22 protein-coding genes and 1 tRNA gene are annotated in these 19245 nt (G+C 63.2%); 10 read left to right on the top strand and 13 right to left on the bottom strand.

The genetic code is table 11. The annotated features are described in order from the left end of the window. Positions 1–3: 3 nt before the first annotated feature. Complete coding sequence (gene argH / locus K3136_RS04795; protein ID WP_221431753.1) at positions 4–1377, bottom strand: argininosuccinate lyase; 1374 nt, start codon at positions 1375–1377, stop codon at positions 4–6. Between the two features lie 16 nt (positions 1378–1393). Here argH and K3136_RS04790 point away from each other — a divergent pair, with 16 nt between their 5' ends. The 3 genes from K3136_RS04790 to K3136_RS04780 all read left to right on the top strand — a co-directional run bounded on the left by K3136_RS04790 (position 1394) and on the right by K3136_RS04780 (position 4018). After that, positions 1394–1951 (top strand): TlpA family protein disulfide reductase, encoded by a 558-nt coding sequence (locus tag K3136_RS04790; RefSeq protein ID WP_247711435.1) that lies wholly within the window; start codon positions 1394–1396, stop codon positions 1949–1951. A 67-nt stretch (positions 1952–2018) separates the two neighbouring features. Beyond that, positions 2019–3245: an NAD(P)/FAD-dependent oxidoreductase gene (locus K3136_RS04785; RefSeq protein ID WP_221431751.1), complete on the top strand. Its 1227-nt coding sequence runs from the start codon at positions 2019–2021 to the stop codon at positions 3243–3245. Continuing rightward, positions 3245–4018 carry a sulfite exporter TauE/SafE family protein gene (locus K3136_RS04780; RefSeq protein ID WP_221432218.1) on the top strand — a complete coding sequence of 258 codons (774 nt, stop codon included), beginning with the start codon at positions 3245–3247 and terminating at the stop codon, positions 4016–4018. Before K3136_RS04785 ends, K3136_RS04780 begins: the two co-directional genes overlap by 1 nt. 74 nt (positions 4019–4092) lie before the next feature. Here K3136_RS04780 and K3136_RS04775 read toward each other — a convergent pair. Continuing rightward, positions 4093–4168: transfer RNA gene (locus K3136_RS04775), tRNA-Val, on the bottom strand. A gap of 135 nt (positions 4169–4303) precedes the next feature. Between K3136_RS04775 and K3136_RS04770 the strand changes: the two genes are divergently transcribed. Together K3136_RS04770 and K3136_RS04765 are read left to right on the top strand one after the other, a co-directional pair. Next, positions 4304–5377 carry an acyltransferase family protein gene (locus tag K3136_RS04770; protein WP_221431750.1) on the top strand — a complete coding sequence of 358 codons (1074 nt, stop codon included), beginning with the start codon at positions 4304–4306 and terminating at the stop codon, positions 5375–5377. Positions 5378–5438: 61 nt separating this feature from the next. Further along, complete coding sequence (locus K3136_RS04765; protein WP_221431749.1) at positions 5439–6416, top strand: asparaginase; 978 nt, start codon at positions 5439–5441, stop codon at positions 6414–6416. A gap of 2 nt (positions 6417–6418) precedes the next feature. On the opposite strand, the gene K3136_RS04760 is transcribed toward K3136_RS04765, so the two are convergent. The 3 genes from K3136_RS04760 to fmt all read right to left on the bottom strand — a co-directional run bounded on the left by K3136_RS04760 (position 6419) and on the right by fmt (position 9266). Beyond that, positions 6419–7528, bottom strand: a complete 1110-nt coding sequence (locus tag K3136_RS04760) for a zinc-binding dehydrogenase (RefSeq protein ID WP_221431748.1) — start codon at positions 7526–7528, stop codon at positions 6419–6421. Between the two features lie 83 nt (positions 7529–7611). Next, positions 7612–8361: a tRNA pseudouridine(38-40) synthase TruA gene (truA, locus tag K3136_RS04755; protein WP_221431747.1), complete on the bottom strand. Its 750-nt coding sequence runs from the start codon at positions 8359–8361 to the stop codon at positions 7612–7614. Then, positions 8358–9266 carry a methionyl-tRNA formyltransferase gene (gene fmt / locus K3136_RS04750; protein WP_221431746.1) on the bottom strand — a complete coding sequence of 303 codons (909 nt, stop codon included), beginning with the start codon at positions 9264–9266 and terminating at the stop codon, positions 8358–8360. Before fmt ends, truA begins: the two co-directional genes overlap by 4 nt. 52 nt (positions 9267–9318) lie before the next feature. Between fmt and recR the strand changes: the two genes are divergently transcribed. The 4 genes from recR to rmuC all read left to right on the top strand — a co-directional run bounded on the left by recR (position 9319) and on the right by rmuC (position 12459). Beyond that, the gene (gene recR, locus K3136_RS04745) at positions 9319–9915 is read left to right on the top strand and encodes a recombination mediator RecR (RefSeq protein ID WP_221431745.1); all 597 of its coding nucleotides are present in this window, start codon (positions 9319–9321) and stop codon (positions 9913–9915) included. A gap of 63 nt (positions 9916–9978) precedes the next feature. After that, the gene (locus K3136_RS04740; RefSeq protein ID WP_221431744.1) at positions 9979–10545 is read left to right on the top strand and encodes a peptide deformylase; all 567 of its coding nucleotides are present in this window, start codon (positions 9979–9981) and stop codon (positions 10543–10545) included. Between the two features lie 305 nt (positions 10546–10850). Further along, on the top strand, positions 10851–11006 hold the full coding sequence (locus K3136_RS04735; RefSeq protein ID WP_221431743.1) for a hypothetical protein: 156 nt from the start codon (positions 10851–10853) through the stop codon (positions 11004–11006). Positions 11007–11067: 61 nt separating this feature from the next. Further along, the gene (gene rmuC / locus K3136_RS04730) at positions 11068–12459 is read left to right on the top strand and encodes a DNA recombination protein RmuC (RefSeq protein WP_221431742.1); all 1392 of its coding nucleotides are present in this window, start codon (positions 11068–11070) and stop codon (positions 12457–12459) included. A 62-nt stretch (positions 12460–12521) separates the two neighbouring features. Here the strand turns inward: rmuC and K3136_RS04725 are convergent, their stop codons facing one another. Continuing rightward, on the bottom strand, positions 12522–13142 hold the full coding sequence (locus K3136_RS04725; protein ID WP_221431741.1) for a hypothetical protein: 621 nt from the start codon (positions 13140–13142) through the stop codon (positions 12522–12524). A 67-nt stretch (positions 13143–13209) separates the two neighbouring features. Between K3136_RS04725 and K3136_RS04720 the strand changes: the two genes are divergently transcribed. Continuing rightward, positions 13210–13716: an RrF2 family transcriptional regulator gene (locus tag K3136_RS04720; protein WP_221431740.1), complete on the top strand. Its 507-nt coding sequence runs from the start codon at positions 13210–13212 to the stop codon at positions 13714–13716. A gap of 169 nt (positions 13717–13885) precedes the next feature. Here the strand turns inward: K3136_RS04720 and K3136_RS04715 are convergent, their stop codons facing one another. From K3136_RS04715 to K3136_RS04685, 7 genes are all read right to left on the bottom strand, one after another. Continuing rightward, positions 13886–14695: a TrmH family RNA methyltransferase gene (locus K3136_RS04715; protein WP_221431739.1), complete on the bottom strand. Its 810-nt coding sequence runs from the start codon at positions 14693–14695 to the stop codon at positions 13886–13888. Position 14696: 1 nt separating this feature from the next. Continuing rightward, entirely contained in the window at positions 14697–14975 is a 279-nt protein-coding gene (locus tag K3136_RS04710; RefSeq protein WP_221431738.1) for an HPr family phosphocarrier protein, read from the bottom strand. Continuing rightward, on the bottom strand, positions 14972–15397 hold the full coding sequence (locus tag K3136_RS04705; RefSeq protein ID WP_221431737.1) for a PTS sugar transporter subunit IIA: 426 nt from the start codon (positions 15395–15397) through the stop codon (positions 14972–14974). Before K3136_RS04705 ends, K3136_RS04710 begins: the two co-directional genes overlap by 4 nt. A 73-nt stretch (positions 15398–15470) precedes the next feature. Next, complete coding sequence (gene rapZ / locus K3136_RS04700) at positions 15471–16367, bottom strand: RNase adapter RapZ (protein ID WP_221431736.1); 897 nt, start codon at positions 16365–16367, stop codon at positions 15471–15473. Beyond that, a complete protein-coding gene (locus K3136_RS04695; RefSeq protein ID WP_221431735.1) occupies positions 16364–16795 on the bottom strand; it encodes an HPr kinase/phosphorylase in 432 nt (143 codons plus the stop codon). Before K3136_RS04695 ends, rapZ begins: the two co-directional genes overlap by 4 nt. Then, positions 16792–18357 (bottom strand): sensor histidine kinase, encoded by a 1566-nt coding sequence (locus tag K3136_RS04690; RefSeq protein WP_221431734.1) that lies wholly within the window; start codon positions 18355–18357, stop codon positions 16792–16794. The genes K3136_RS04695 and K3136_RS04690 overlap by 4 nt, the downstream gene beginning before the upstream one ends. Next, entirely contained in the window at positions 18350–19096 is a 747-nt protein-coding gene (locus K3136_RS04685) for a response regulator transcription factor (RefSeq protein WP_221431733.1), read from the bottom strand. Before K3136_RS04685 ends, K3136_RS04690 begins: the two co-directional genes overlap by 8 nt. Positions 19097–19245 lie beyond the last annotated feature (149 nt).

Raw genomic sequence — 19245 nt, 5'->3', positions numbered from 1 at the left:
GATTTACCTGTCCTCCAACCGCTTGCGCGCGGCTTCGACCTGCTCCCTAACACGGACCGGTGCCGTGCCGCCATAGGACGCGCGTGCAGCGACGGATGCATCGACCGAAAGAGCGTCGAACACCCGTTCGTCGATGCGGCTGTCGATCGCTTTGAGGTCTTCGATCGAGAGGCCGTCGAGCGCGACGGCCTTCTCGTCGGCCAGCTTTACCGCTGCGCCGGTGATGTGGTGCGCCTCGCGGAACGGGATATCCGCCTGCCGCACAAGCCAGTCGGCAAGGTCGGTCGCGGTCGCGTGACCGGCCTCGGCGGCCTTGCGCATCCGGGCGGTCTGGAACTGGCTGTCCGCCACCATTCCGGCCATCGCGGCAAGGCTGAGGTCGAGCAGGCCTGCTGCTTCGAATACCGGCGGTTTGTCGTCCTGCATGTCCTTGGAATAGGCGAGCGGCAGGCCCTTCATCGTGACCATCAGGCTGGTCGCGCAGCCGATCACGCGCCCGGCATGGCCGCGAACGAGCTCGGCCGCGTCGGGATTGCGCTTTTGCGGCATGATCGAACTGCCGGTCGACAGCGTGTCGGGCAGTTTGACGAAGCCGAACGGCTGGCTGGCCCAGATGATGAACTCCTCGGCGAGGCGGCTGAGGTGGAGCGAACACTGGCTCGCCGCCATCAGGTAATCGAGCGCGAAATCGCGGTCGGACACTGCATCGAGGCTGTTGCGGGTCGGGCGCGCGAAGCCGAGTGCCTCGGCCGTCATGTCGCGGTCGAGGTCGAAGCCCGTTCCCGCCAGCGCCGCCGATCCGAGCGGGCATTCATCCATCCGGTCGAGCGCATCGGCAAAGCGCGAACGGTCGCGCATCAGCATCTCGAAATAGGCGAGCAGGTGGTGGCCGAGCGTTACCGGCTGCGCTGTCTGCAGGTGGGTGAAGCCCGGCATGATGCTGTCCGCGTGCTCTTCGGCGCGGTCGACCAATGCACCCAGCACGGCGTCGATGCCTGCGATGCCACGGCACATGGCGCTGCGCACCCACATGCGGAAATCGGTCGCGACCTGGTCGTTGCGGCTGCGCGCCGTGTGGAGACGGCCCGCGGCCTGCCCCACGATCTCGGTGAGGCGCGATTCCACGGTCATGTGGATGTCTTCGAGGTCCCAGTCCTCGGGCACGCCGTCGCGCTCGTACTCGGCTGCGACCTGCTGTAGGCCTTCGTCGATTGCCTTGGCATCCGCCTCGCTGACGATGCCCTGCTTTGCCAGCATGGCGACATGCGCGCGGCTGCCGGCGATGTCTTCGCGCCAAAGAGCCTTGTCGAAGGGGATCGAGGCGTTGATTTCGCGCATGATCGCGCTAGGTCCTTCGGCGAACCTGCCGCCCCACATGCTGTTGGAGCCCGAATTGTCCCGCTTGTCGCTCACGCTCTTTACCATCCTCGGTCTTGCTGTCGCCGGCTGCGATAGTGGCGCGCCGGAGCAGGCGCAAGAAAGCGGTGCTTCAAGTGCGGCAAGCGGCGAGATCGACCGCAGCATGGCGGGCGAATTGCTGCCCGCGATGAATGTCACCGATCTGAAGGGGCGCGAGCTCAATCTCGGCGCGCTCCAGGGCACACCCGTCCTGCTCAACCTGTGGGCGACCTGGTGCGCCCCGTGTGTGAAGGAAATGCCGATGCTCGACGATCTGGCTGGCGAATATGGCGACACATTGCGCGTCGTGACCGTCAGCCAGGACATGGGCGACCCGAAACGCGTCGCGGCATTCTTCGAAGCGGGCGGATATGAGAACCTTCCGTCGTGGATGGACCGGCAGGCAGAACTCGGTTTCGCACTTGGCGGCGGGGAATTGCCCACAACCGTGCTATACGATGCGCAGGGGCAGGAGGTCTGGAGGGTCCGCGGGGACTATGACTGGTCGGGCGAAGAGGCGCGCGCGGCCATCGATGCTGCGATCCAGCCCTAGTTGCCCTTGATTCCGGCGTGCCCGCAATATATCAGGATTATCTAATATAAAGATTGCGAGGTAGCTCATGACTAACGGCACTTCCGAATTCGAAGTCGTAATCGTCGGCGGAGGTGCGGCAGGAATTGCCACTGCGGCATCCTTGCACAAGCGTGAGCCCAGTCTCCGGATCGCCATCATCGAGCCTTCCGACAAGCATTACTACCAGCCCGGCTGGACCATGGTCGGGGGCGGCGTATTCGAGGCAACACAGACCGAGCGCGACATGGCTTCGGTCATGCCAGACTATGTTTCGTGGATCCGCCAGGCCGCCACGGCATTCGAACCCGACAACAATACCGTTGTCCTCGCAGACGGTTCGCGCATCAAGTACATCTTCCTTGTTGTCGCTGCGGGCCTGAAGCTCGACTGGGACGGGGTAGAGGGTCTGTCGGATACGCTGGGGCGCAACGGGGTCACCTCCAATTATCGCTACGACCTCGCGCCTTATACCTGGGAGCTTGTGCAGGGCCTGCGTTCGGGCCGTGCATTGTTCACGCAGCCGCCCATGCCGATCAAATGTGCCGGCGCGCCGCAGAAAGCGATGTACCTCTCGTGCTCCGAATGGGACCGCCGCGGGGTGCTGTCCGATATCGACGTGCATTTCCATAATGCGGGCGGCGTCTTGTTCGGCGTGGCCGACTATGTCCCGGCACTGATGGAATATGTCGGGCGCTACGGCATCTCGCTGGACCTCAACGAGCGCCTCACGGCGGTAGACGGCAGCGCGAAGACCGCGAATTTCGAAACCGCCGATGGCAGCAAGACGGTGGATTTCGACATGCTCCACGTTTGCCCGCCGCAGACCGCGCCCGATTTCATCAAGTCGAGCCCGCTCGCCGGGGAAGGGGGCTGGATCGACGTCGACCAGCATACCTTGCGCCACAAGCAGTTCGATAACGTCTTCGGCCTTGGCGATTGTACGAATACCCCCAACGCAAAGACGGCTGCAGCTGTGCGCAAACAGGCTCCGATCGTCGCGACCAACCTGATCGCCGCGATTCTCGATAAGCCCATGCCGTCCGAATACGATGGTTATGGAAGCTGTCCGCTGACTGTCGAGCGCGGCAAGATCGTGCTCGCCGAGTTCGGATATGGCGGGAAGCTGCTGCCGAGCTTTCCCGACTGGGCGCTCGACGGCACGAAGCCGACGCGCCGCGCCTGGGTGCTCAAGGCCGACATCCTGCCCAAGCTCTATTGGGAAGGCATGCTCAAGGGCCGCGAATGGCTCGTCAAACCCGGAAAACTTGAGTGATGGACTGGGTTTACTGGCTATCCGGCGCGCTCTCGGGCGGGGCGGTTGGCTTTGTCCTCGGCCTCATCGGCGGGGGCGGGTCGATCCTCGCCGTGCCGCTGATGGTCTATGTCGTCGGGGTTTCGAACCCGCATGTTGCGATCGGCACCAGCGCGCTGGCGGTGGCGGCCAACGCGCTTGGCGGCCTGTTCAACCATGCGCGTGCAGGCACCGTGAAATGGCCCTGCGGAATGACCTTCGCCGCTGCGGGAATCCTTGGCGCCCTGGGCGGATCGACGCTGGGCAAGAATATCGACGGGCAGAAGCTGCTGTTCCTCTTCGCCCTGCTGATGCTGGTCGTCGGCGCCCTGATGCTGCGTGACAAGGGCCGCAAGAGCAACGCGGATGTGCGGCTTGGCAAGGACAATGCGCCAAGGCTGCTCGGCACGGGGCTGGGCACGGGCGCGGTTTCCGGTTTCTTCGGGATCGGCGGCGGTTTCCTGATCGTCCCGGGCCTGCTCGCAGCGACGCGGATGCCCATGATCAACGCTGTCGGCACCAGCCTGGTCGCAGTCAGCGCCTTCGGCCTCACCACCTCGGCCAATTACGCGATATCGGGACTGGTCGACTGGGCGCTGGCCGGCATTTTCGTGGCCGGTGGCATCATCGGCAGCATGTTCGGCACCCGCATGGCGCGCAAGCTCGCGAGCACCGGCGCACTGACGAAGATTTTCGCCGGAATCATCTTCATCGTTGCAGCCTACATGCTGTGGCAGAGCTGGATGGCGATGTAAGTGGGTGGCCCGTCGCTTGCGCTCGGGAGTTTCGATGCAAAACCATCCGCCGGATGCTTTCGACCGATCGAAACTGGTGGGCGCTGACGGGCTCGAACCGCCGACCCTCTCGGTGTAAACGAGATGCTCTACCAACTGAGCTAAGCGCCCCAATCTGGGAGGCCGCCGTTTAGCGCGCTTATTCGCTGGGTCAAGACGGCAGTTTGCCGTTGCGATTTGGGACATGGGTCCCGTCGCATCCTCCAACCGGTTGAATGTGCACGGCGACTTGGGAATACTGTGCGTATGGTAGCCAACACCGATCCCAAACCGGCGACCCGCTTGGAATCGGTCCAGGTGCTCCGCGGATTTGCGGCCATGCTGGTGGTACTGATCCACGCCGTCCAACGACAAGACCGGATAGGCAATCCGGCGGAATGGCTTTCGACCTTCTCCTATGTCGGTGCGATCGGCGTCGATCTCTTCTTCATCATCTCCGGCTTCGTCATGGCGCTTTCGATGCAGCGCTACGAAGGAGGTTCGGGTGCGCTGACCTTCCTTCGCCAGCGCGCATACCGGATCGTACCTTCGTTCTGGATATGGTCTGCCGTGTTCGGCGCCCTCATCGTCTGGCAGGGCTGGACGATCGTCCCCATGCAGGTGCTTAACACACTGACGTTCATTCCGATTTTCGACTTTGGCGACTATGAGGCACCGGTGCTCGGCGTGGGCTGGACGCTCGCTTTCGAAGCGGTGTTCTATGTGGTCGTCAGCGTTGTCATCATGCTGCGCCTGCCTGCGTGGTCGCTCATCCCGATCATTGCGGCACTGGTTCTGGTCCCTACGCTCGACACAGCCAATTGGGTCGGCGTGCGCTTCTTCTTCAATTCGATCCTGCTCGAATTTGCGCTTGGCGTTCTTGCCTATCTGCTCTGGTCTAAAGGCTGGCTTAGGCGGTCACTGGTTTTCGCCGGAGCGATCGGCGGGCTGGCCGTGATCGCGATGCTGTTGCCCGGCAAGGACGGCAATCTCTACCTCACCCCGCCAATCTACAATAACTCGCTCAGTGCGTTGAGAGCGCTGGTCTGGGGTGTGCCCTGCTTCTTCATATTCCTGGCCGTGCTCGAGATGAAGATCGGAGGAGGGTCAGTCACCCGGCTGATGAAGCTGGTCGGGGATGCGTCCTATTCGATCTATCTTACGCATCAGATCGTGTTCTTCGCAATCGGTTGGACGGCATTGCAGGGCGATCTGGAAGCTGTGCTGATGATCGTCGCCGCCGCCGCATTCGGAATTCTCGCCTATCGCCTCGTGGAAGCGCCATTGCTTTATCGTGCGCGGTCCCTTCGGGCGCAGCGTCACCTCGGCGCGCAAACATGAGCCGAAGCGGGCGCTGCGCGGCTGGTGACGGGAAAAACAATTGCCGCTATCGCTGCGACCAATGACGAAACGGCTCACAGTTCTCGCCACCGGCGGCACCATTGCAGGCATCGCCGGGTCGGCCATCGCCAAGGATTATCGTGCGGGCGAAATCGGCATCGACGATTATCTCGAGAAGGTCGGCGGACTGGGGCTCGAGGCGGACCTTTCCGGCAAGCAGATCGCGAATATCGATTCGGCGGATATCGGTATGGATGTCTGGCGCCCGCTCCACGAAGCGATCTGCGCCGCGATGGCGGACGACGGATGCAGCGGAGTGATTGTCACACACGGCACCGATACGCTCGAGGAAACGGCCTTCCTGCTCGACCTGACGCTGCCTGCCGACAAGCCGGTGGTCGTGGTCGGCGCAATGCGACCTGCCGATGCAGTCGGGTACGACGGCCTCAGGAATTTCGCCAATGCCGTGCGTGTCGCGAGCGACCCCAATGCCGCAGGGCGCGGTGTGCTGGTGGTCATGGGCGACCGCGTGTTTGCCGCGCGCGACGTGCGCAAGGTCCGCACCCGCGGGACCGAAGCCTTCCGCGGTTTCCCGCGAGAATCGATCGGCCTTGTGACGCCGGCGAGCCTCGAATGGTTCGGTGCGCCGTGGCGTCAGGGTGGCCGTGCCAGCTTCGACTGGTGCGAAAAGCTGCCCGAGGTCGTGATCGTCTATGCCTATGCCGGCTTGGATGCGGCAGGTGTCGAACGCCAGGTTGGCGAGAAAACGCGCGGTATCGTCGTCGCTGGCGTGGGCGAGGGCAATATGCCCGAAAGTGCGCGGCAGGCCCTCGTGGCCCTGGCGAAACGCGGCCTACCCGTGGTGCGCGCGAGCCGCGCCGATGAAGGCCTCGTCGACCGCGAGCCCGAAGACACCGAAAACAGTTTCGTCGCTGCCCGCGCGCTCAATCCGCAAAAGGCGCGCATATTGCTCCAGCTGCTGTTGGCGGGCGGGATCACCGACCCCGCCGCCATCCAGAGATCATTCGACGGCCGCTAGGCTCAGCCCTGCGGCGTGACGAGATATTTCTCGCCCGTCTTCATCTGGCGATAGTCGAGGATCGCATCCTTGGTCAGCATGCCCTCGAGATCGACCTTGGTCTTGTAGCTGCTGGCAAAAGTGGTGGTGAGGTTGTCGAGCACGCGCTTCCTCATCCGCATCACGGTTTCCATGCCCGCATTCTGCAGGAACGGCGTCAGCAGCCAGCCCGACAGCGTCCAGCCGAAGCCATAGGCCGGCGTCAGCACGGTGGGACCGAAGTCGAGACGGCCGTAGATGAACATGCGCTTCGCCTGATTCGAACCGTAGCGCGAATATTCCGTCATCTTCGACACGGCGACCTGCTCCATCGCCTTGAAGCAGCTGTCGACCATCTGCCCGCCGCCGATGGGATCGAAACCGTAGAAGGCGTCCGTCTCATCGATGGCGCTGCGCAGCTGGTCCATGAAATCGTCGTCCGAGGAATTCACGACGTGCTTTGCGCCCTGCGACTTCAGCAATTCGGCCTGGTCGTCCTTGCGCACGATGTTGACCAGATCCATGCCGTCTTCGAGGCAGATACGGTTGAGCATCTGGCCGAGGTTCGACGCGCCCACCGTGTGCAGGATCGCCTTCTGGCCATCCATCTTGGCGTTCTCGACAAAGCCGAGTGCAGTCATCGGATTGACGAAGCTCGAAGCGCCGGTCTCGCTGCTATGATCGCCCAGCGGCAGGCACATGGCGGCATCCGCAATCGCATATTGGCTGAAGGCATTGCCCGGTACGCAGGCGACACGCTGGCCCATCAGCGCCTTGGCCATGTCGCTGTCACCCGTGGCGACGACCGTGCCTGCGCCTTCGTTACCGGCGGGCAGTTTCTGGCCGTGGCGCGCCTTGCTGCCCGAGTTGAACGGTTCGGGCATCTTGGCGACGACCCTGCCGGGCGAATATTCCGCATTCTCGAAATCCGCCGCACCGGTCAGGATGGCGAGGTCGGAGGGGTTGATCGGAGCGGCTTCCATCCTGACAAGCACTTGGTTGCCGGTCGGCTCGGGGAAGGTGACATCCTCCAGTTCGAGCGTGAGGGTGCCGTCGCTGGTCAGCGTGGTGAAAAGCTGTTTGCCGGTGGTCATCCAATTCCCTTTCGTTGCTTTACGAAACCTGTTTGTGGGCCTCGCTACGCCTCGTTCAAGGGCTTGGCTAGGGTGCCGTTACGTCAGGCATCGCCCGGATAGGTCGCATCGACGAAATAGAGCCCGTGGGGCGGGGCGTTGAGGCCCAGCGCCTGCCGGTCCTTCGCCTCCAGCGCTTCGGCGAGCTGTTCCTCGCGCCAGCGCCCCATGCCGACCAGCGCGAGGCAGCCGACCATGCTGCGCACCTGGTGATGGAGGAAACTGCGCGCGGCGGCGTGGATGCGCACCTCGTCGCCTGCCCGCTCCACGTCGAGCCGGTCCAGCGTCTTCACCGGACTTTGCGACTGGCACTGGACCGAACGGAAGGTGGTGAAATCGTGTAGCCCAACCAGCGCCTTTGCTGCGCGGTCCATGGCCTTGTGGTCGAGCTCCTGCGGGACCTGCCACAGCCGATTGCGTTCCAGCGTCAGCGGCGCGCGGCGGTTCGCGATGCGGTAGACATAGCTGCGGCCGGTGCAGGAAAAGCGCGCATGCCAGTCGTCGGGCACGATCTCGCAATGCGTCACGGCGATCGGATCGGGCCGGACCTGTGCGTTCAGCGCCTCCATCAGGCGGAAGGGTTCGATGTCCTTCTCGATATCCATGTGGCTGCGCATGGCGAGCGCGTGGACGCCGGTGTCGGTGCGGCCTGCGCTGAACAGCCGCACGTCCTCACCGGTCACGCGGAAGGCTGCGTTTTCGAGCGACTGCTGGACGCTCGGCCCGTTATCCTGACGCTGGAGCCCGACGAAGGGTGTCCCGTCGAATTCAATGGTGAGCGCGAAACGGGTCACGAAAAACGCGCGCCCTGCCCCACCGCGTTCCCGCGCAGGAATTCGTCCCTATCCATCGCGGGCTTGCCGGCACGCTGGAGGCGGACTGGGCGGATGGCGCCTTCTCCGCAAGCAATCGCAAGGTCGTCGTCCAGCACCGTTCCAACTTCTCCCGAACCCTCGCTTACTTCCGCTCGCAGGAATTTCACCCGCGCTCCGTCGAGTTCCGACCATGCGCCGGGGAAGGGAGAGAGGCCGTGGATCTGCCGCACCACTTCTTCGGCGGGGCGAGACCAGTCGATGCGCGCTTCGGCCTTGTCGATCTTCTTCGCATGGGTGGCCGCCTCATGATCCTGCTCGACCGCGTGAAGGGCCTCGAGGTCGATCAGCGTGCCCACCATCAGCTGCGCGCCCAGTTCGGCCAGTTCCTCGGTCAGCTCGCCCGTGGTCTTGTCCTCGACCGGCGTGCGCACGGTGGCGAGCATGGGGCCGGTATCGAGGCCTGCCTCCATCTGCATGATGGTGACGCCCGTCACCTCGTCTCCCGCCATGATTGAGCGGTGTATCGGCGCTGCCCCGCGCCAATCGGGCAGCAGCGAGGCGTGGACGTTGAGACAGCCGAGCCTCGGCGTGTCGAGAATGGCCTGCGGCAGGATGAGGCCATAGGCTGCCACCACCGCGATATCGGCCTCGAGTGCGGCGAACTTTTCCTGCTCCTCTGCCGATTTGAGCGAGGCGGGATGCCGCACCTCGATGCCCAGCCGCTCGGCGCGCTCGTGCACTGCGGTCTTGGTCAGTTCCTTGCCGCGGCGCCCGCCGGGCCGCGGCGGCTGGGTGTAGGCGCACACCACCTCATGCGCGGCATCGACCAGCGCCTGCAGCGTCGGCACGGCGAAATCCGGGCTACCCATGAAGATTATGCGCATGACGTCTCTTGTGACCTTTCGTGTTCGGCCCCGGCCCCCTATCTGTGCCTCCATGGCATCGCAAGAGATCGAGACGCTGGCCGCCGCGCTGGCTCGCCTTCCCGGCCTCGGCCCGCGCAGCGCGCGGCGTGCCGTGCTGTGGCTGGTGAAACGCCGCGAAAGCGCGCTGCCCGCGCTGCTGGAGGCGCTCGCCACAGTGGGCGAGGCGCTGGTCGAATGCAACACTTGCGGCAATGTCGACACGACCAACCCCTGCGGCATCTGCGCCGACCCGCGCCGCGACGGCAAGGGGCTGTGCGTGGTGGAAGACGTGGCAGATCTCTGGGCGCTCGACCGGGCAAAGCTGTTCACCGGCAAGTACCACGTGCTCGGCGGCAAGCTTTCCGCGCTCGACGGTATCCGGCCCGAGGATTTGAACATCGCCAGCCTGCTTTCGCGGGTCGAGGAGGGCGGTATCGACGAGGTCGTCCTCGCCATGAACGCCACGCTCGAAGGCCAGACCACCGCGCATTACCTTGCCGAGCGGCTGGAGGGCTTCCCTGTGCGCATCACCCAGCTTGCCCATGGCCTGCCGGTCGGCGGCGAACTCGACTATCTCGACGAGGGGACTCTCGCACAGGCGCTGCGTGCCCGCAGACCGCTCGGCTAAGCGATCACTCTGACCGTCCCAATTCAATTGAAAAACGCGATTTCCGCGCCTATCTGCCCCTCCATGGCTATCCGTGAAATTCTCGAAGTGCCGGATCCCCGGCTCAAGGTCGTGTCCGAACCGGTTACCGAGTTCGACGACGAACTGCGCACCCTCGTCTCCGACATGTTCGAAACCATGTATGATGCGCCCGGCATCGGCCTCGCGGCGATCCAGGTCGGCGTGCCCAAGCGCGTGCTGGTGATCGACCTCCAGCCCGAAGACGAGGAAGCCGAGGGCGAGGTCTGCAATCACGGCGGCCACGAGCACGTCCACTATCCGGTGAAGAAGGAACCGCGGGTCTTCATCAATCCCGAGATCCTCGATCCGGCGGAAGAGCTGGCGACCTACCAGGAAGGCTGTCTCTCGGTCCCCGACATCTTTGCCGATGTCGACCGCCCGGCCACCTGCCGCGTGCGCTACCAGGACCTCGACGGTGAAACCCACGAGGAAGAGCTCGACGGGCTGATGGCGACCTGCCTCCAGCACGAGATGGACCACCTCGAAGGCATCCTCTTCATCGACCACCTCTCGCGCCTCAAGCGCAATATGGCGCTGAAGAAGCTGAAAAAGCTGCGCGAGGCGGCGTAGTCCCCACTATCCACATCCGATCTGGAGCGATCGGGTTGGCAAGTTGGATGTACTGTGGCATGTTCCATCTCTGTTCTTATGAGATGGGAGATGCCTTACGATTATCTGTTACGCCGCAGGGCGCCTAAACTTCAACCGAATCGATGATGAATGCATACGCGCGATCGAACCGACGCCAGTAAAGCCTAGCCGCATAAAGTCCGATAAGAGACGGTGGCCACGCGGGTTTGAAAACGTAGACCTTCGAATCAAAGCTTCCCTGCACATATCGATCGTTTCCAATATCGCAGACATGGAGAATGGACATGGCATGTCCTCCCCACGTGCTGCGCTGGATCAACGAACTCTGCTATTGGGTACTCCTGTCCTCGGACGGAGAGCGCTGCTTGTGCCAGTCACAGGTCGGATTCCTGACCGAAGCCGATGCAGAGGCAAATTTCCGCTGGTGGTATGCCAGCTAGAGATTCAGCTGCAGGGTGGTAGGCGCACAACCTACCACCACTTGCAGCGGAGTGAGATTTTATGGAAATGCCACTTTATGCACTTCTGATTATTTGCATGCTGATGGGTGTGGCCGCTGGTTGGTTCGTCGGCTCGAGACCAATTTCAGAATGGAAAGTAAGATTTGCCGAGCGTGATGCCGAGGCGAAGGATCTGTCCGAAAAACTGTCGCGCATGGCGCCGGAACTTGCGACGATGTCGGACCGTGCCGCTCGGGCCGATGATCTGGCGACCAAGCTCGATGCCGTGCGCGAAGAAAATACCGCGCTAAAGGCGCAAGCCGCCGGTTTCGAGGAGCAGAAGCGCTTGCTCGAGGAGAGCCGCGAGAAACTGCTCAAGGAATTCGAGAACACCGGCGCGAAAGTGCTAGGTGCCGCGCAGGAGAAATTCCTCGAGCGCGCGAACGAGCGGTTCGGTCATTCGGAAAAAACGTCCGAGGCGAAGATCAGGGAATTGCTCCAGCCGGTCGGCGACCGGTTGAAGAAATACGAAGACCAGGTGGCTGCGCTGGAAGAGAAGCGCACCAATGCTTTCTCTTCGCTCGCCGCGCAGATCGAACAGATGCGGCTCGGGCAGGAAGAGGTCCGGCGCGAGGCGCAGCGGTTGGGCAATAGCCTCACCAATGCCCCCAAGGCGCGCGGGCGCTGGGGCGAGCGGGCGCTGCAGAACGTGCTCGAACAGGCGGGGCTTGCCGAACACACCGACTTCATCCTTGAACAGTCGCTCGATACGGACGAGGGCAGGCTTCGCCCCGATGCGATCGTCAATGTGCCCGGCCAGAAGAAGCTGGTGATCGACGCCAAGGTCTCGCTCAATGCCTATCAGGCGGCGTTCGAGGCGGATGACGACGAAGTGAAACGCCAGCAGCTCGCGCTCCATGCAAAGTCGATGCGCGGGCATGTCCAGACACTCGGCACCAAGAGCTACCAGAGCCAGTTCGACGAAGCGCCCGACTATGTCGTGATGTTCGTCCCCGGCGAGCATTTCGTTGCCGCCGCGCTGGAAGCCGATCCGGACCTGTGGGATTTTGCATTCCACAACAAGGTGCTGCTCGCCACGCCCACCAACTTGGTCGCGATTGCGCGCACCGTGGCGCAGGTCTGGCGGCAGGACACGATTGCGCGCGAAGCGGTGGAGATCGGCAAGGCAGGGGCGGAGCTATATGACCGCCTCGCGGTCGCTGCCGAGCATATGAAGCGTGTCGGCGGCGGCTTGGAAACGGCAGTCAACAACTACAACAAATTCGTCGGCAGCTTTGAACGCAACGTGCTTTCGGCAGGCCGCCGCCTGCACGAAAAAGGCATCGAAATCGGCAAACGTGAAATCGAGGAAGTGCCCATGGTCGAGGGGACCCCGCGCTACAATGCGGAAGATGCCGCCCAGATCGAGGACGGGCGCGAGGCGGCGGAGTGAGAGATTGAGGACTATTCGCTAACGACCACGGCAACTCCCCTCCCGCCTTTCAAGAGGTTTTTCTACGAAGGCGCGGCACCTGGGATATAATTTTGAAAAGCACCCATATATTCGGCGGGGACGGATATATCCCTGAACCATCCGCCAAAACCCGCAATTATGAGTAGGGCGACAACAGGGCCTGCCACAAGCAATGCGCGAGCAGATTTAGCCTGCCCTGATCCATAATACAGCGCGGCCGCCAGATGCGCGAACAGGGCGCAGACGGCCAGGGTGTAGTAGGGATAGAAAAAATAGGACAACTCACTATGCGCCAGGGTGGAGGCGGGCCACCAGAAGTTCGTGTCGAGACCGTTCGCGTAGCGGGCAAACAATGCCGATAAGGCGTGCACGGTAATGAACATCGCCAGATAGGCGCCGCTAACGACTTGTATCGTCCCCCACCCTTTTTCGATGCCTGCCTTTTTGCGCTTCCTCACAAGCGCAATGCCCAGAACGACCTGCATCGCAAATGCGCCCAGAAGAACCGGCTCCACGAAGCCGATGCGATAAAGCTTCGTCGCCGCTTCCAGCGCGTCTCCATGCACCTGCGGTCCTAACAGACCGGCGAAATGCGTTCCGAAATGAAGGACGAGAAAGAAAAGGAGCAGGACCGCGTTCCAGCGGTGTAGCTTGACCGTCATAGAGATTGCCCTTCCGAATCAATTCGGATAAATAATATCCGAATATCTGGAGAAGACAATCATGCGTATGTCGCAGGGCGTCGAATGGGCGGTCCATGCTTGCACTGTGTTAGCGCCATTGGGGCCGGAAAAGGTGCTGAGCCTGGCTGCACTTGCGGACTTTCATGGCATCGGGACCACCTACATGGCCAAGCAGATGCAATTGCTCAGCCGTGCTGGACTGGTCGCCACAACCCGAGGTGCAACCGGTGGTTACACCCTGGCAAGATCCGCCAGCGAGATCAGCCTCTACGACATCGTGCGCGCGATCGAAGGCCCGGCACCTCTATTCCGCTGCACGGAAATCAGGCAACAGGGCCCTTGCGGCAAACGATCCGCCGACTGCCGCGCGCCTTGCGGTATTGCAGCTGCATTCGCCAAGGCCGAAGCTGCTTGGCGCGATTGCCTCAAGGCCGTTAGCGTCGCCGATATGGTTTCGGATGCTGCGGCGGCGTCGTCATCTGCAGAAATCTCTGCGGCGGTGGAATGGCTTGGGTTGAAGGCCACCACCCGGCCTGGAAAGCGGATGCTCTGACCCGCATCCGACATTAGCCGGGACGCGAGGGCCATTCATGTTCACCTAGATTGGCTGACTGCTTCGACGCGGCGAAGCACTGACGGTTCTCGCCGATATCAAGGCCGCGTCGTGACGGGCCCAAAATTTTCGCAAATCACCCTTGTCGGTGCTCCAGCGCGGCGGCGGTCTAGCCTTCGAGAGCGGCGAGGACCTCGTACCCCAGCACCGCCGCAGCAACCGCGGCGTTCAGACTGTCCGCCCGTCCCTTCATCGGCATGGTGACGCGCAGGTCGCAGGCCATTTCATAATCTTCGGGAAGGCCGCGGCTTTCGTTGCCGACCATGACGAAGCAGGGCGCGGCATAGGGCGCGGAGCGATAGGGCTGGGCCTTGCGCAGGCTTGCGGCGACCAGCTGGCCGTCTCCGCCGCGCAGCCATGTCTCGAATTCGCTCCATTCGGCCTGTGCGATGGACTGCGTGAACACGGCACCCATGCTGGCGCGCACGGCCTCGACGCTGAAGGGGTCGGCGCAATCGTCGATCAGGATCAGGCCGCCTGCGCCGATCGCATCCCCGGTGCGGAGCATCGTGCCGAGGTTGCCCGGATCGCGCAGCGCCTGGGCGACAAGCCAGATATCGGCTTTCGCCCTGTCGAGCGACGCAAGCGAAGTGTCGAATTCAGCGAATACGCCCGCGACCGCCTGCGGATTGTCCTTGCCGGTGATCTTGGAAAGGATGTCGGGGCTGGTCTCGATTACCTCGCCGCCGCTCTGCTCAACTGCCTCTTCAAGCGCGGTCAGCAGCGGGTGCGGGTCGCGCTTGTCGGCGAGCACCAGTACTTCGGGCACATGGCCGCATTCGCGCGCGTCGGTCAGCAGGCGCAGACCTTCGGCGAGGAACTTCTGCTCGCGCTTGCGGTGCTTTTTCTCGCGCAGGGCCCTTAGGGCCTTGACCGTGGGATTGGAAAAGCCGGTGATGACGCGGCGGTGTCCGGTCATCTCAAGGTTCTCCGAAACCGTCCTCGATCATGGCAGACAGGTCGGCCATCACGGCATCGGCATTGTCGCCGGCAACGATCAGTTCGATCGTGTCGCCCTTGGCCGCACCCAGCATCATCAGGCCGAGAATAGAGCCGCCAGCTGCTTCGTTGCTGCCCTTGGCCACGCGGACCTTGGTCGTCTCGGGCAGTTCCGCAACGGCGCCGACGAACTTCGCACTGGCCCGCGCGTGCAAGCCACGCTGGTTCACCACGGTCAGTTCTCTACGAAGCTCGCTCAACTTGCCTTCCGTGCACTGTCGAGGTCCTGGCCGAGGAATTCGCTGGCCACGGTGATGTAATTGCGTCCGGCGGTCTGCGCGGCGTGGACCGCATCGACCACATTCATGCTCTTGCGGGCACCGGCGAGGCGGATCAGCATGGGCAGGTTGATGCCAGCGATCACTTCCACGCGGCCGGTGTCGAGCAGCGAAATGGCCAGGTTCGACGGGGTGCCGCCGAACAGGTCGGTGAGGATGATGGCACCGTCGCCCGTATCGACGCTGGCGATGGCATCGGCGATATCCTTGCGCCGCTGCTCCATATCGTCGTTCGGGCCGATGCAGATGGTGGCCACGCCTTCCTGCTTGCCGACCACGTGCTCCATCGCGTCGATGAAGTGTTCGGCCAGCTTGCCGTGGGTGACGAGAATCATGCCGATCATGCGTGAAATGCGTCCGTTGCGGGTCCCGAAGGGTCTTGGCTGTGCTTGTTAGTCATAAAGCCGTGTGGGGAATTCAGCTGCGCTCGAGCGGATCGGCGGGCCGGCTTCCCAGATTGCGGTGAATGACCGTGGGCGAAAATCCGGCCTCGCGCAAGACCTCGGCGGCGCGTTCCGCACTGAATACCGAACGGTGTCTCCCGCCGGTACAGCCGAAAGCGATGTTGAGGTAGCTGCGATCCTGTGCGGCATAACGCGGCAGGAGCTCGGTCAAGGTCTCTGAAATCCGGGCAAAAGCGGGCCCGAAGGCGGGGTCGGCCTGGATATGCGCGGCCACCGGTTCGTCGAGCCCGGTCTGTTCGCGCAGTTCAGGTACCCAGTGTGGATTGTCGAGGAACCGCATGTCGAACAACAGGTCGGCGAGCGGCGGCATCCCGCGCGCAAAGCCGAAGCTGGAGATCGTCACGGTCATCTCGCGGCCGCCGCTCTTTCCGAAGCGTTCGCGCACGACCTGCTGCAGGTCTCCGGAGGTATAATCGCTGGTGTCGAGCACGATGTCCGCCCAGCTACGCAAGGTGGCGAGCAATTCGCGTTCGGCTTTGATGCCGCCTGCCACCGGGCGCTCGCGCGCCATGGGGTGCGGGCGGCGGGTCTCGTTGTAGCGGCGTTCCAGCTCGGCCGCCGAACAGTCGATGAAAAGCGTGGTGAGCTCGATATCCTTGCGCGTGGCGAGCTGTTCGCAGAGCTCGATCGTCTCGGCAGGCACGAAGCCGCGCGTGCGCGAATCGAAGCCGATGGCGAGCGGGGCAGGGTGGTCGCTTTCGCCGCCCAGCAGCGAGCCGAGCAGGCGCACCGGGAAATTATCGATCGTTTCCCAGCCGAGGTCTTCCAAGACCTGCAGTGCTGTCGACTTACCGGCGCCCGACAGGCCGGTGACGAGCAGGATGCGCTGATGGCCGGGCGCGTCCGTCATTTGTCGAAGGTCAGCCCGTGCTTTTGAAGCGCATATTCGGCCCGCAGCGCCTGCGTCATGTCGCCGGCACGGAACATCAGGACGGGAATGGAGGTCCCGCGAATGTCGGTGGTGGGGATTTCGGTCGGATAGCGCGGCGCTTTCTTCTCGGTCAGCTGCAGGGCGAGCGATACAGGCGCGCTGGTGGTCGGCAGCTTGACGAGGCCGACATTGCGCACCTCGATCAGGCCCTCGGTCGTCATCGGAGGATGCGCGACGGGATGGCCGTCTTCCTCGACGATGCGGATGCCGTCGTCACCGATCAGCGTCGCGCCGCGATCGATCAGCATGAGGGCGAGGCTCGATTTGCCGAGACCCGGTTCGCCGGCGATCAGCAGGGCGCGGCCATCAATGGCCACGGCGGTCACATTGGGAATGACGATCTTCATTTCGCTGCCGGCAGGTCTAGCACGAGACAGGCCCCTTTCTTTCCGTCTGCGCGCTCGTCTGCGTGGAGCGTGCCGTCATGCGCTTCGGCGATGGTACGTCCGATGGCAAGCCCGAGACCGGAGTGATTACCGAAATCTTCCTCTTCGGGGCGATCGGAGTGGAAACGGTGGAAGACCTTCTCGCGCTTTTCGGCCGGGATGCCGGGGCCTTCGTCGCACACGGTCATGATGATGCGGCCATCGCGGCAGCGCATGATGACCTCGATCGTGCTGCCCTCGGGCGAGAATGACACGGCATTGTCGAGCAGGTTCTCGATCACGCGTTCGAGCCGCACGGGTACGCCGGCCACGACGAGGTCTTCGCCGATGGTTTCCACCTCGACCATGCAGCCACCGTTCTCGCCGCGCTCCTCGCGGCTGGCGACGACATTGCGGACGAGTACGGCGAGGTCGACGCGTTCGAATTCCGCGCGCGACATTTCTGCATCGATCCTGCTGGCATCGCTGATCTCAGTGACGAGCCGGTCGATCCGGCGCACGTCATGCGTCGCGATATCGAGCAACTGCGCGCGCAGTTCGGGATCCTCGACCTTGCCGAGCGATTCCGTCGCGCTGCGCAAGCTGGCGAGCGGGTTCTTGATCTCGTGCGCCACGTCGGCGGCGAAGCTCTCGACCGCGTCGATCCGCTGGCGCAGTGCGCCGGTCATGTCGGATACTGCGCGGGCTAGCATGCCGATCTCGTCGCGCCGGTCGGGAAGACGTGGGACCTCGACCTGGCGGTCACGGCCCTGCCGCACACGGACGGCGGCCTGCACCAGTTCGCGCAAGGGGCGCACGATGGTCTGCGCAAGGAACCAGCTGAGCAGCGTCGAAACGAGCAGGAACAGCAGAACGATCAGCAGCACGTTGGTCCGCGCCTTGCGCACGCTCTCGGTGATGTCGACCGGGTTGCGCGTCAGCAACAGCGTATCGCCGTCGAGGCCGACCGGCGCGGCCGCGTTGATCACATGCGTGCCGTCGGGCGCATCGCGCAGGACGATCTGGGTCAGGCTTTCCTCGCGGGCGCGCACCAGCTCGGGCCATGCACTGGCATCGTCTGCCTCGGGGTCGACATAGTCGGGCAGGGCGGGCGCGTCGACGACCCGGTCGAACCAGCGGTCCATGCGCAGGGCAAAGTTGCCCTGGTCGACATCGCTTGCATCGGGGAGCGTGAAGCTGGGCGGGGCAAGCGCAAAGCTGTCCGATTCCAGCTTGCCGTCGGGGCCGTAGACCCGGATGCGCAGCCGCTGTTCCTTGCCGATCTGGATCAGCAGCGCTTCTTGCCGCTGCGGCGTTGCACCGGCGAGCGCTTCGGCGGTGATCTGCGCCTCGACGAGCGCGAGCTTGAAGCGTTCGTCGAGCAGCTGCTTGCGATAGCTGTCGAGATAGAGGACGCCGCCGCCCAGCAGGACCAGCGGCAGGATGTTCACGAAGAGGATACGGCTGGTGAGCGTCAGGCGGCGCGACCAACGCAATTTGTCCAGGCTCGGGTCGCCCCTGAGCACGCTGCCGGTGTCAGCCATCGCTGAAACTGTAACCCGCGCCGTAAAGCGTCTCGATCGCAGAGAATTCGCCATCGACCTTACGGAACTTGCGGCGCATGCGCTTGATGTGGCTGTCGACCGTGCGGTCGTCGACGAAGACATCGTCTGGATAGGCGGCATCCATCAGCTGGTTACGGCTCTTGATGACGCCCGGGTGCAGCGCCAGCGCTTCCAGCAACAGGAATTCGGTGACCGTGAGCGAGACGGGCTTGTCCTCCCATGTCACATGGTGGCGCGCAGGGTCCATGCGCAGGCGGCCTCGCTCGATCACTTCGGCGGGTTTCTCGCCCGGTTCGATCGGGATCGGGCGGCGCGCATCGCTGCGGCGCAGGATCGCCCGGATGCGAGCCAGCAGCAGGCGCAAGCTGAACGGCTTGGCGATGTAGTCGTCGGCACCCATGAGGAAGCCGGCCTCCTCGTCCTGTTCGTCGTCCTTGCTGGTGAGGAAGATGACAGGAAGCGGCGAATGTTCGCGCAGGCGGCGCAGCAGTTCCATGCCGTCCATCTTGGGCATCTTGATGTCGAAGATGGCGAGATCAGGTGGATTGTCGAGCAGGGCGTTGAGCGCCGCTTCGCCATCGGAATAGACGCGCGTGGCAAAGCCTTCTGCCTGGAGCGCGATCGAGACCGTGGTCAGGATATTCCGGTCATCGTCGACAAGCGCAATTACGGTGCGATCGTCGGCGGGCGGCAGGGCATCTCCGGCGGTGTTTTCCATCGATTACGGCGATTAACGCAAGTTTCTCAGCATGACAACGCGGCAAGCCAAAGGGGTGAGGGGAATTATCCCGAAGCGCGTTTGACGTTGCGTCGCTCGGCTTCTAAAGGCTCTAACGAAGCGCAGCGCATTCGTATGCGCCAGCGATT

It is taken from the genome of Qipengyuania gelatinilytica, assembly GCF_019711315.1.
GTDB lineage: Bacteria > Pseudomonadota > Alphaproteobacteria > Sphingomonadales > Sphingomonadaceae > Qipengyuania > Qipengyuania gelatinilytica.
The sequence above is the reverse complement of the archived record's forward strand: the minus strand, read 5'-3'. Positions and strand labels throughout refer to the sequence as shown.

Excerpts from the sequence above, each read along its gene's own strand:
- argH (WP_221431753.1), bottom strand. The coding sequence starts at position 1,377 with ATGTGGGGCGGCAGGTTCGCCGAAGGACCTAGCGCGATCATGCGCGAA.
- K3136_RS04770 (WP_221431750.1), top strand. The coding sequence starts at position 4,304 with ATGGTAGCCAACACCGATCCCAAACCGGCGACCCGCTTGGAATCGGTC.
- K3136_RS04780 (WP_221432218.1), top strand. The coding sequence starts at position 3,245 with ATGGACTGGGTTTACTGGCTATCCGGCGCGCTCTCGGGCGGGGCGGTT.
- K3136_RS04715 (WP_221431739.1), bottom strand. The coding sequence starts at position 14,695 with ATGACCGGACACCGCCGCGTCATCACCGGCTTTTCCAATCCCACGGTC.
- K3136_RS04690 (WP_221431734.1), bottom strand. The coding sequence starts at position 18,357 with ATGGCTGACACCGGCAGCGTGCTCAGGGGCGACCCGAGCCTGGACAAA.
- K3136_RS04720 (WP_221431740.1), top strand. The coding sequence starts at position 13,210 with ATGTCGCAGGGCGTCGAATGGGCGGTCCATGCTTGCACTGTGTTAGCG.
- rmuC (WP_221431742.1), top strand. The coding sequence starts at position 11,068 with ATGGAAATGCCACTTTATGCACTTCTGATTATTTGCATGCTGATGGGT.
- K3136_RS04735 (WP_221431743.1), top strand. The coding sequence starts at position 10,851 with ATGGCATGTCCTCCCCACGTGCTGCGCTGGATCAACGAACTCTGCTAT.
- fmt (WP_221431746.1), bottom strand. The coding sequence starts at position 9,266 with ATGCGCATAATCTTCATGGGTAGCCCGGATTTCGCCGTGCCGACGCTG.
- rapZ (WP_221431736.1), bottom strand. The coding sequence starts at position 16,367 with ATGACGGACGCGCCCGGCCATCAGCGCATCCTGCTCGTCACCGGCCTG.
- K3136_RS04765 (WP_221431749.1), top strand. The coding sequence starts at position 5,439 with ATGACGAAACGGCTCACAGTTCTCGCCACCGGCGGCACCATTGCAGGC.
- K3136_RS04705 (WP_221431737.1), bottom strand. The coding sequence starts at position 15,397 with ATGATCGGCATGATTCTCGTCACCCACGGCAAGCTGGCCGAACACTTC.
- K3136_RS04785 (WP_221431751.1), top strand. The coding sequence starts at position 2,019 with ATGACTAACGGCACTTCCGAATTCGAAGTCGTAATCGTCGGCGGAGGT.
- K3136_RS04695 (WP_221431735.1), bottom strand. The coding sequence starts at position 16,795 with ATGAAGATCGTCATTCCCAATGTGACCGCCGTGGCCATTGATGGCCGC.
- K3136_RS04725 (WP_221431741.1), bottom strand. The coding sequence starts at position 13,142 with ATGACGGTCAAGCTACACCGCTGGAACGCGGTCCTGCTCCTTTTCTTT.
- K3136_RS04760 (WP_221431748.1), bottom strand. The coding sequence starts at position 7,528 with ATGACCACCGGCAAACAGCTTTTCACCACGCTGACCAGCGACGGCACC.
- recR (WP_221431745.1), top strand. The coding sequence starts at position 9,319 with ATGGCATCGCAAGAGATCGAGACGCTGGCCGCCGCGCTGGCTCGCCTT.
- K3136_RS04685 (WP_221431733.1), bottom strand. The coding sequence starts at position 19,096 with ATGGAAAACACCGCCGGAGATGCCCTGCCGCCCGCCGACGATCGCACC.
- K3136_RS04740 (WP_221431744.1), top strand. The coding sequence starts at position 9,979 with ATGGCTATCCGTGAAATTCTCGAAGTGCCGGATCCCCGGCTCAAGGTC.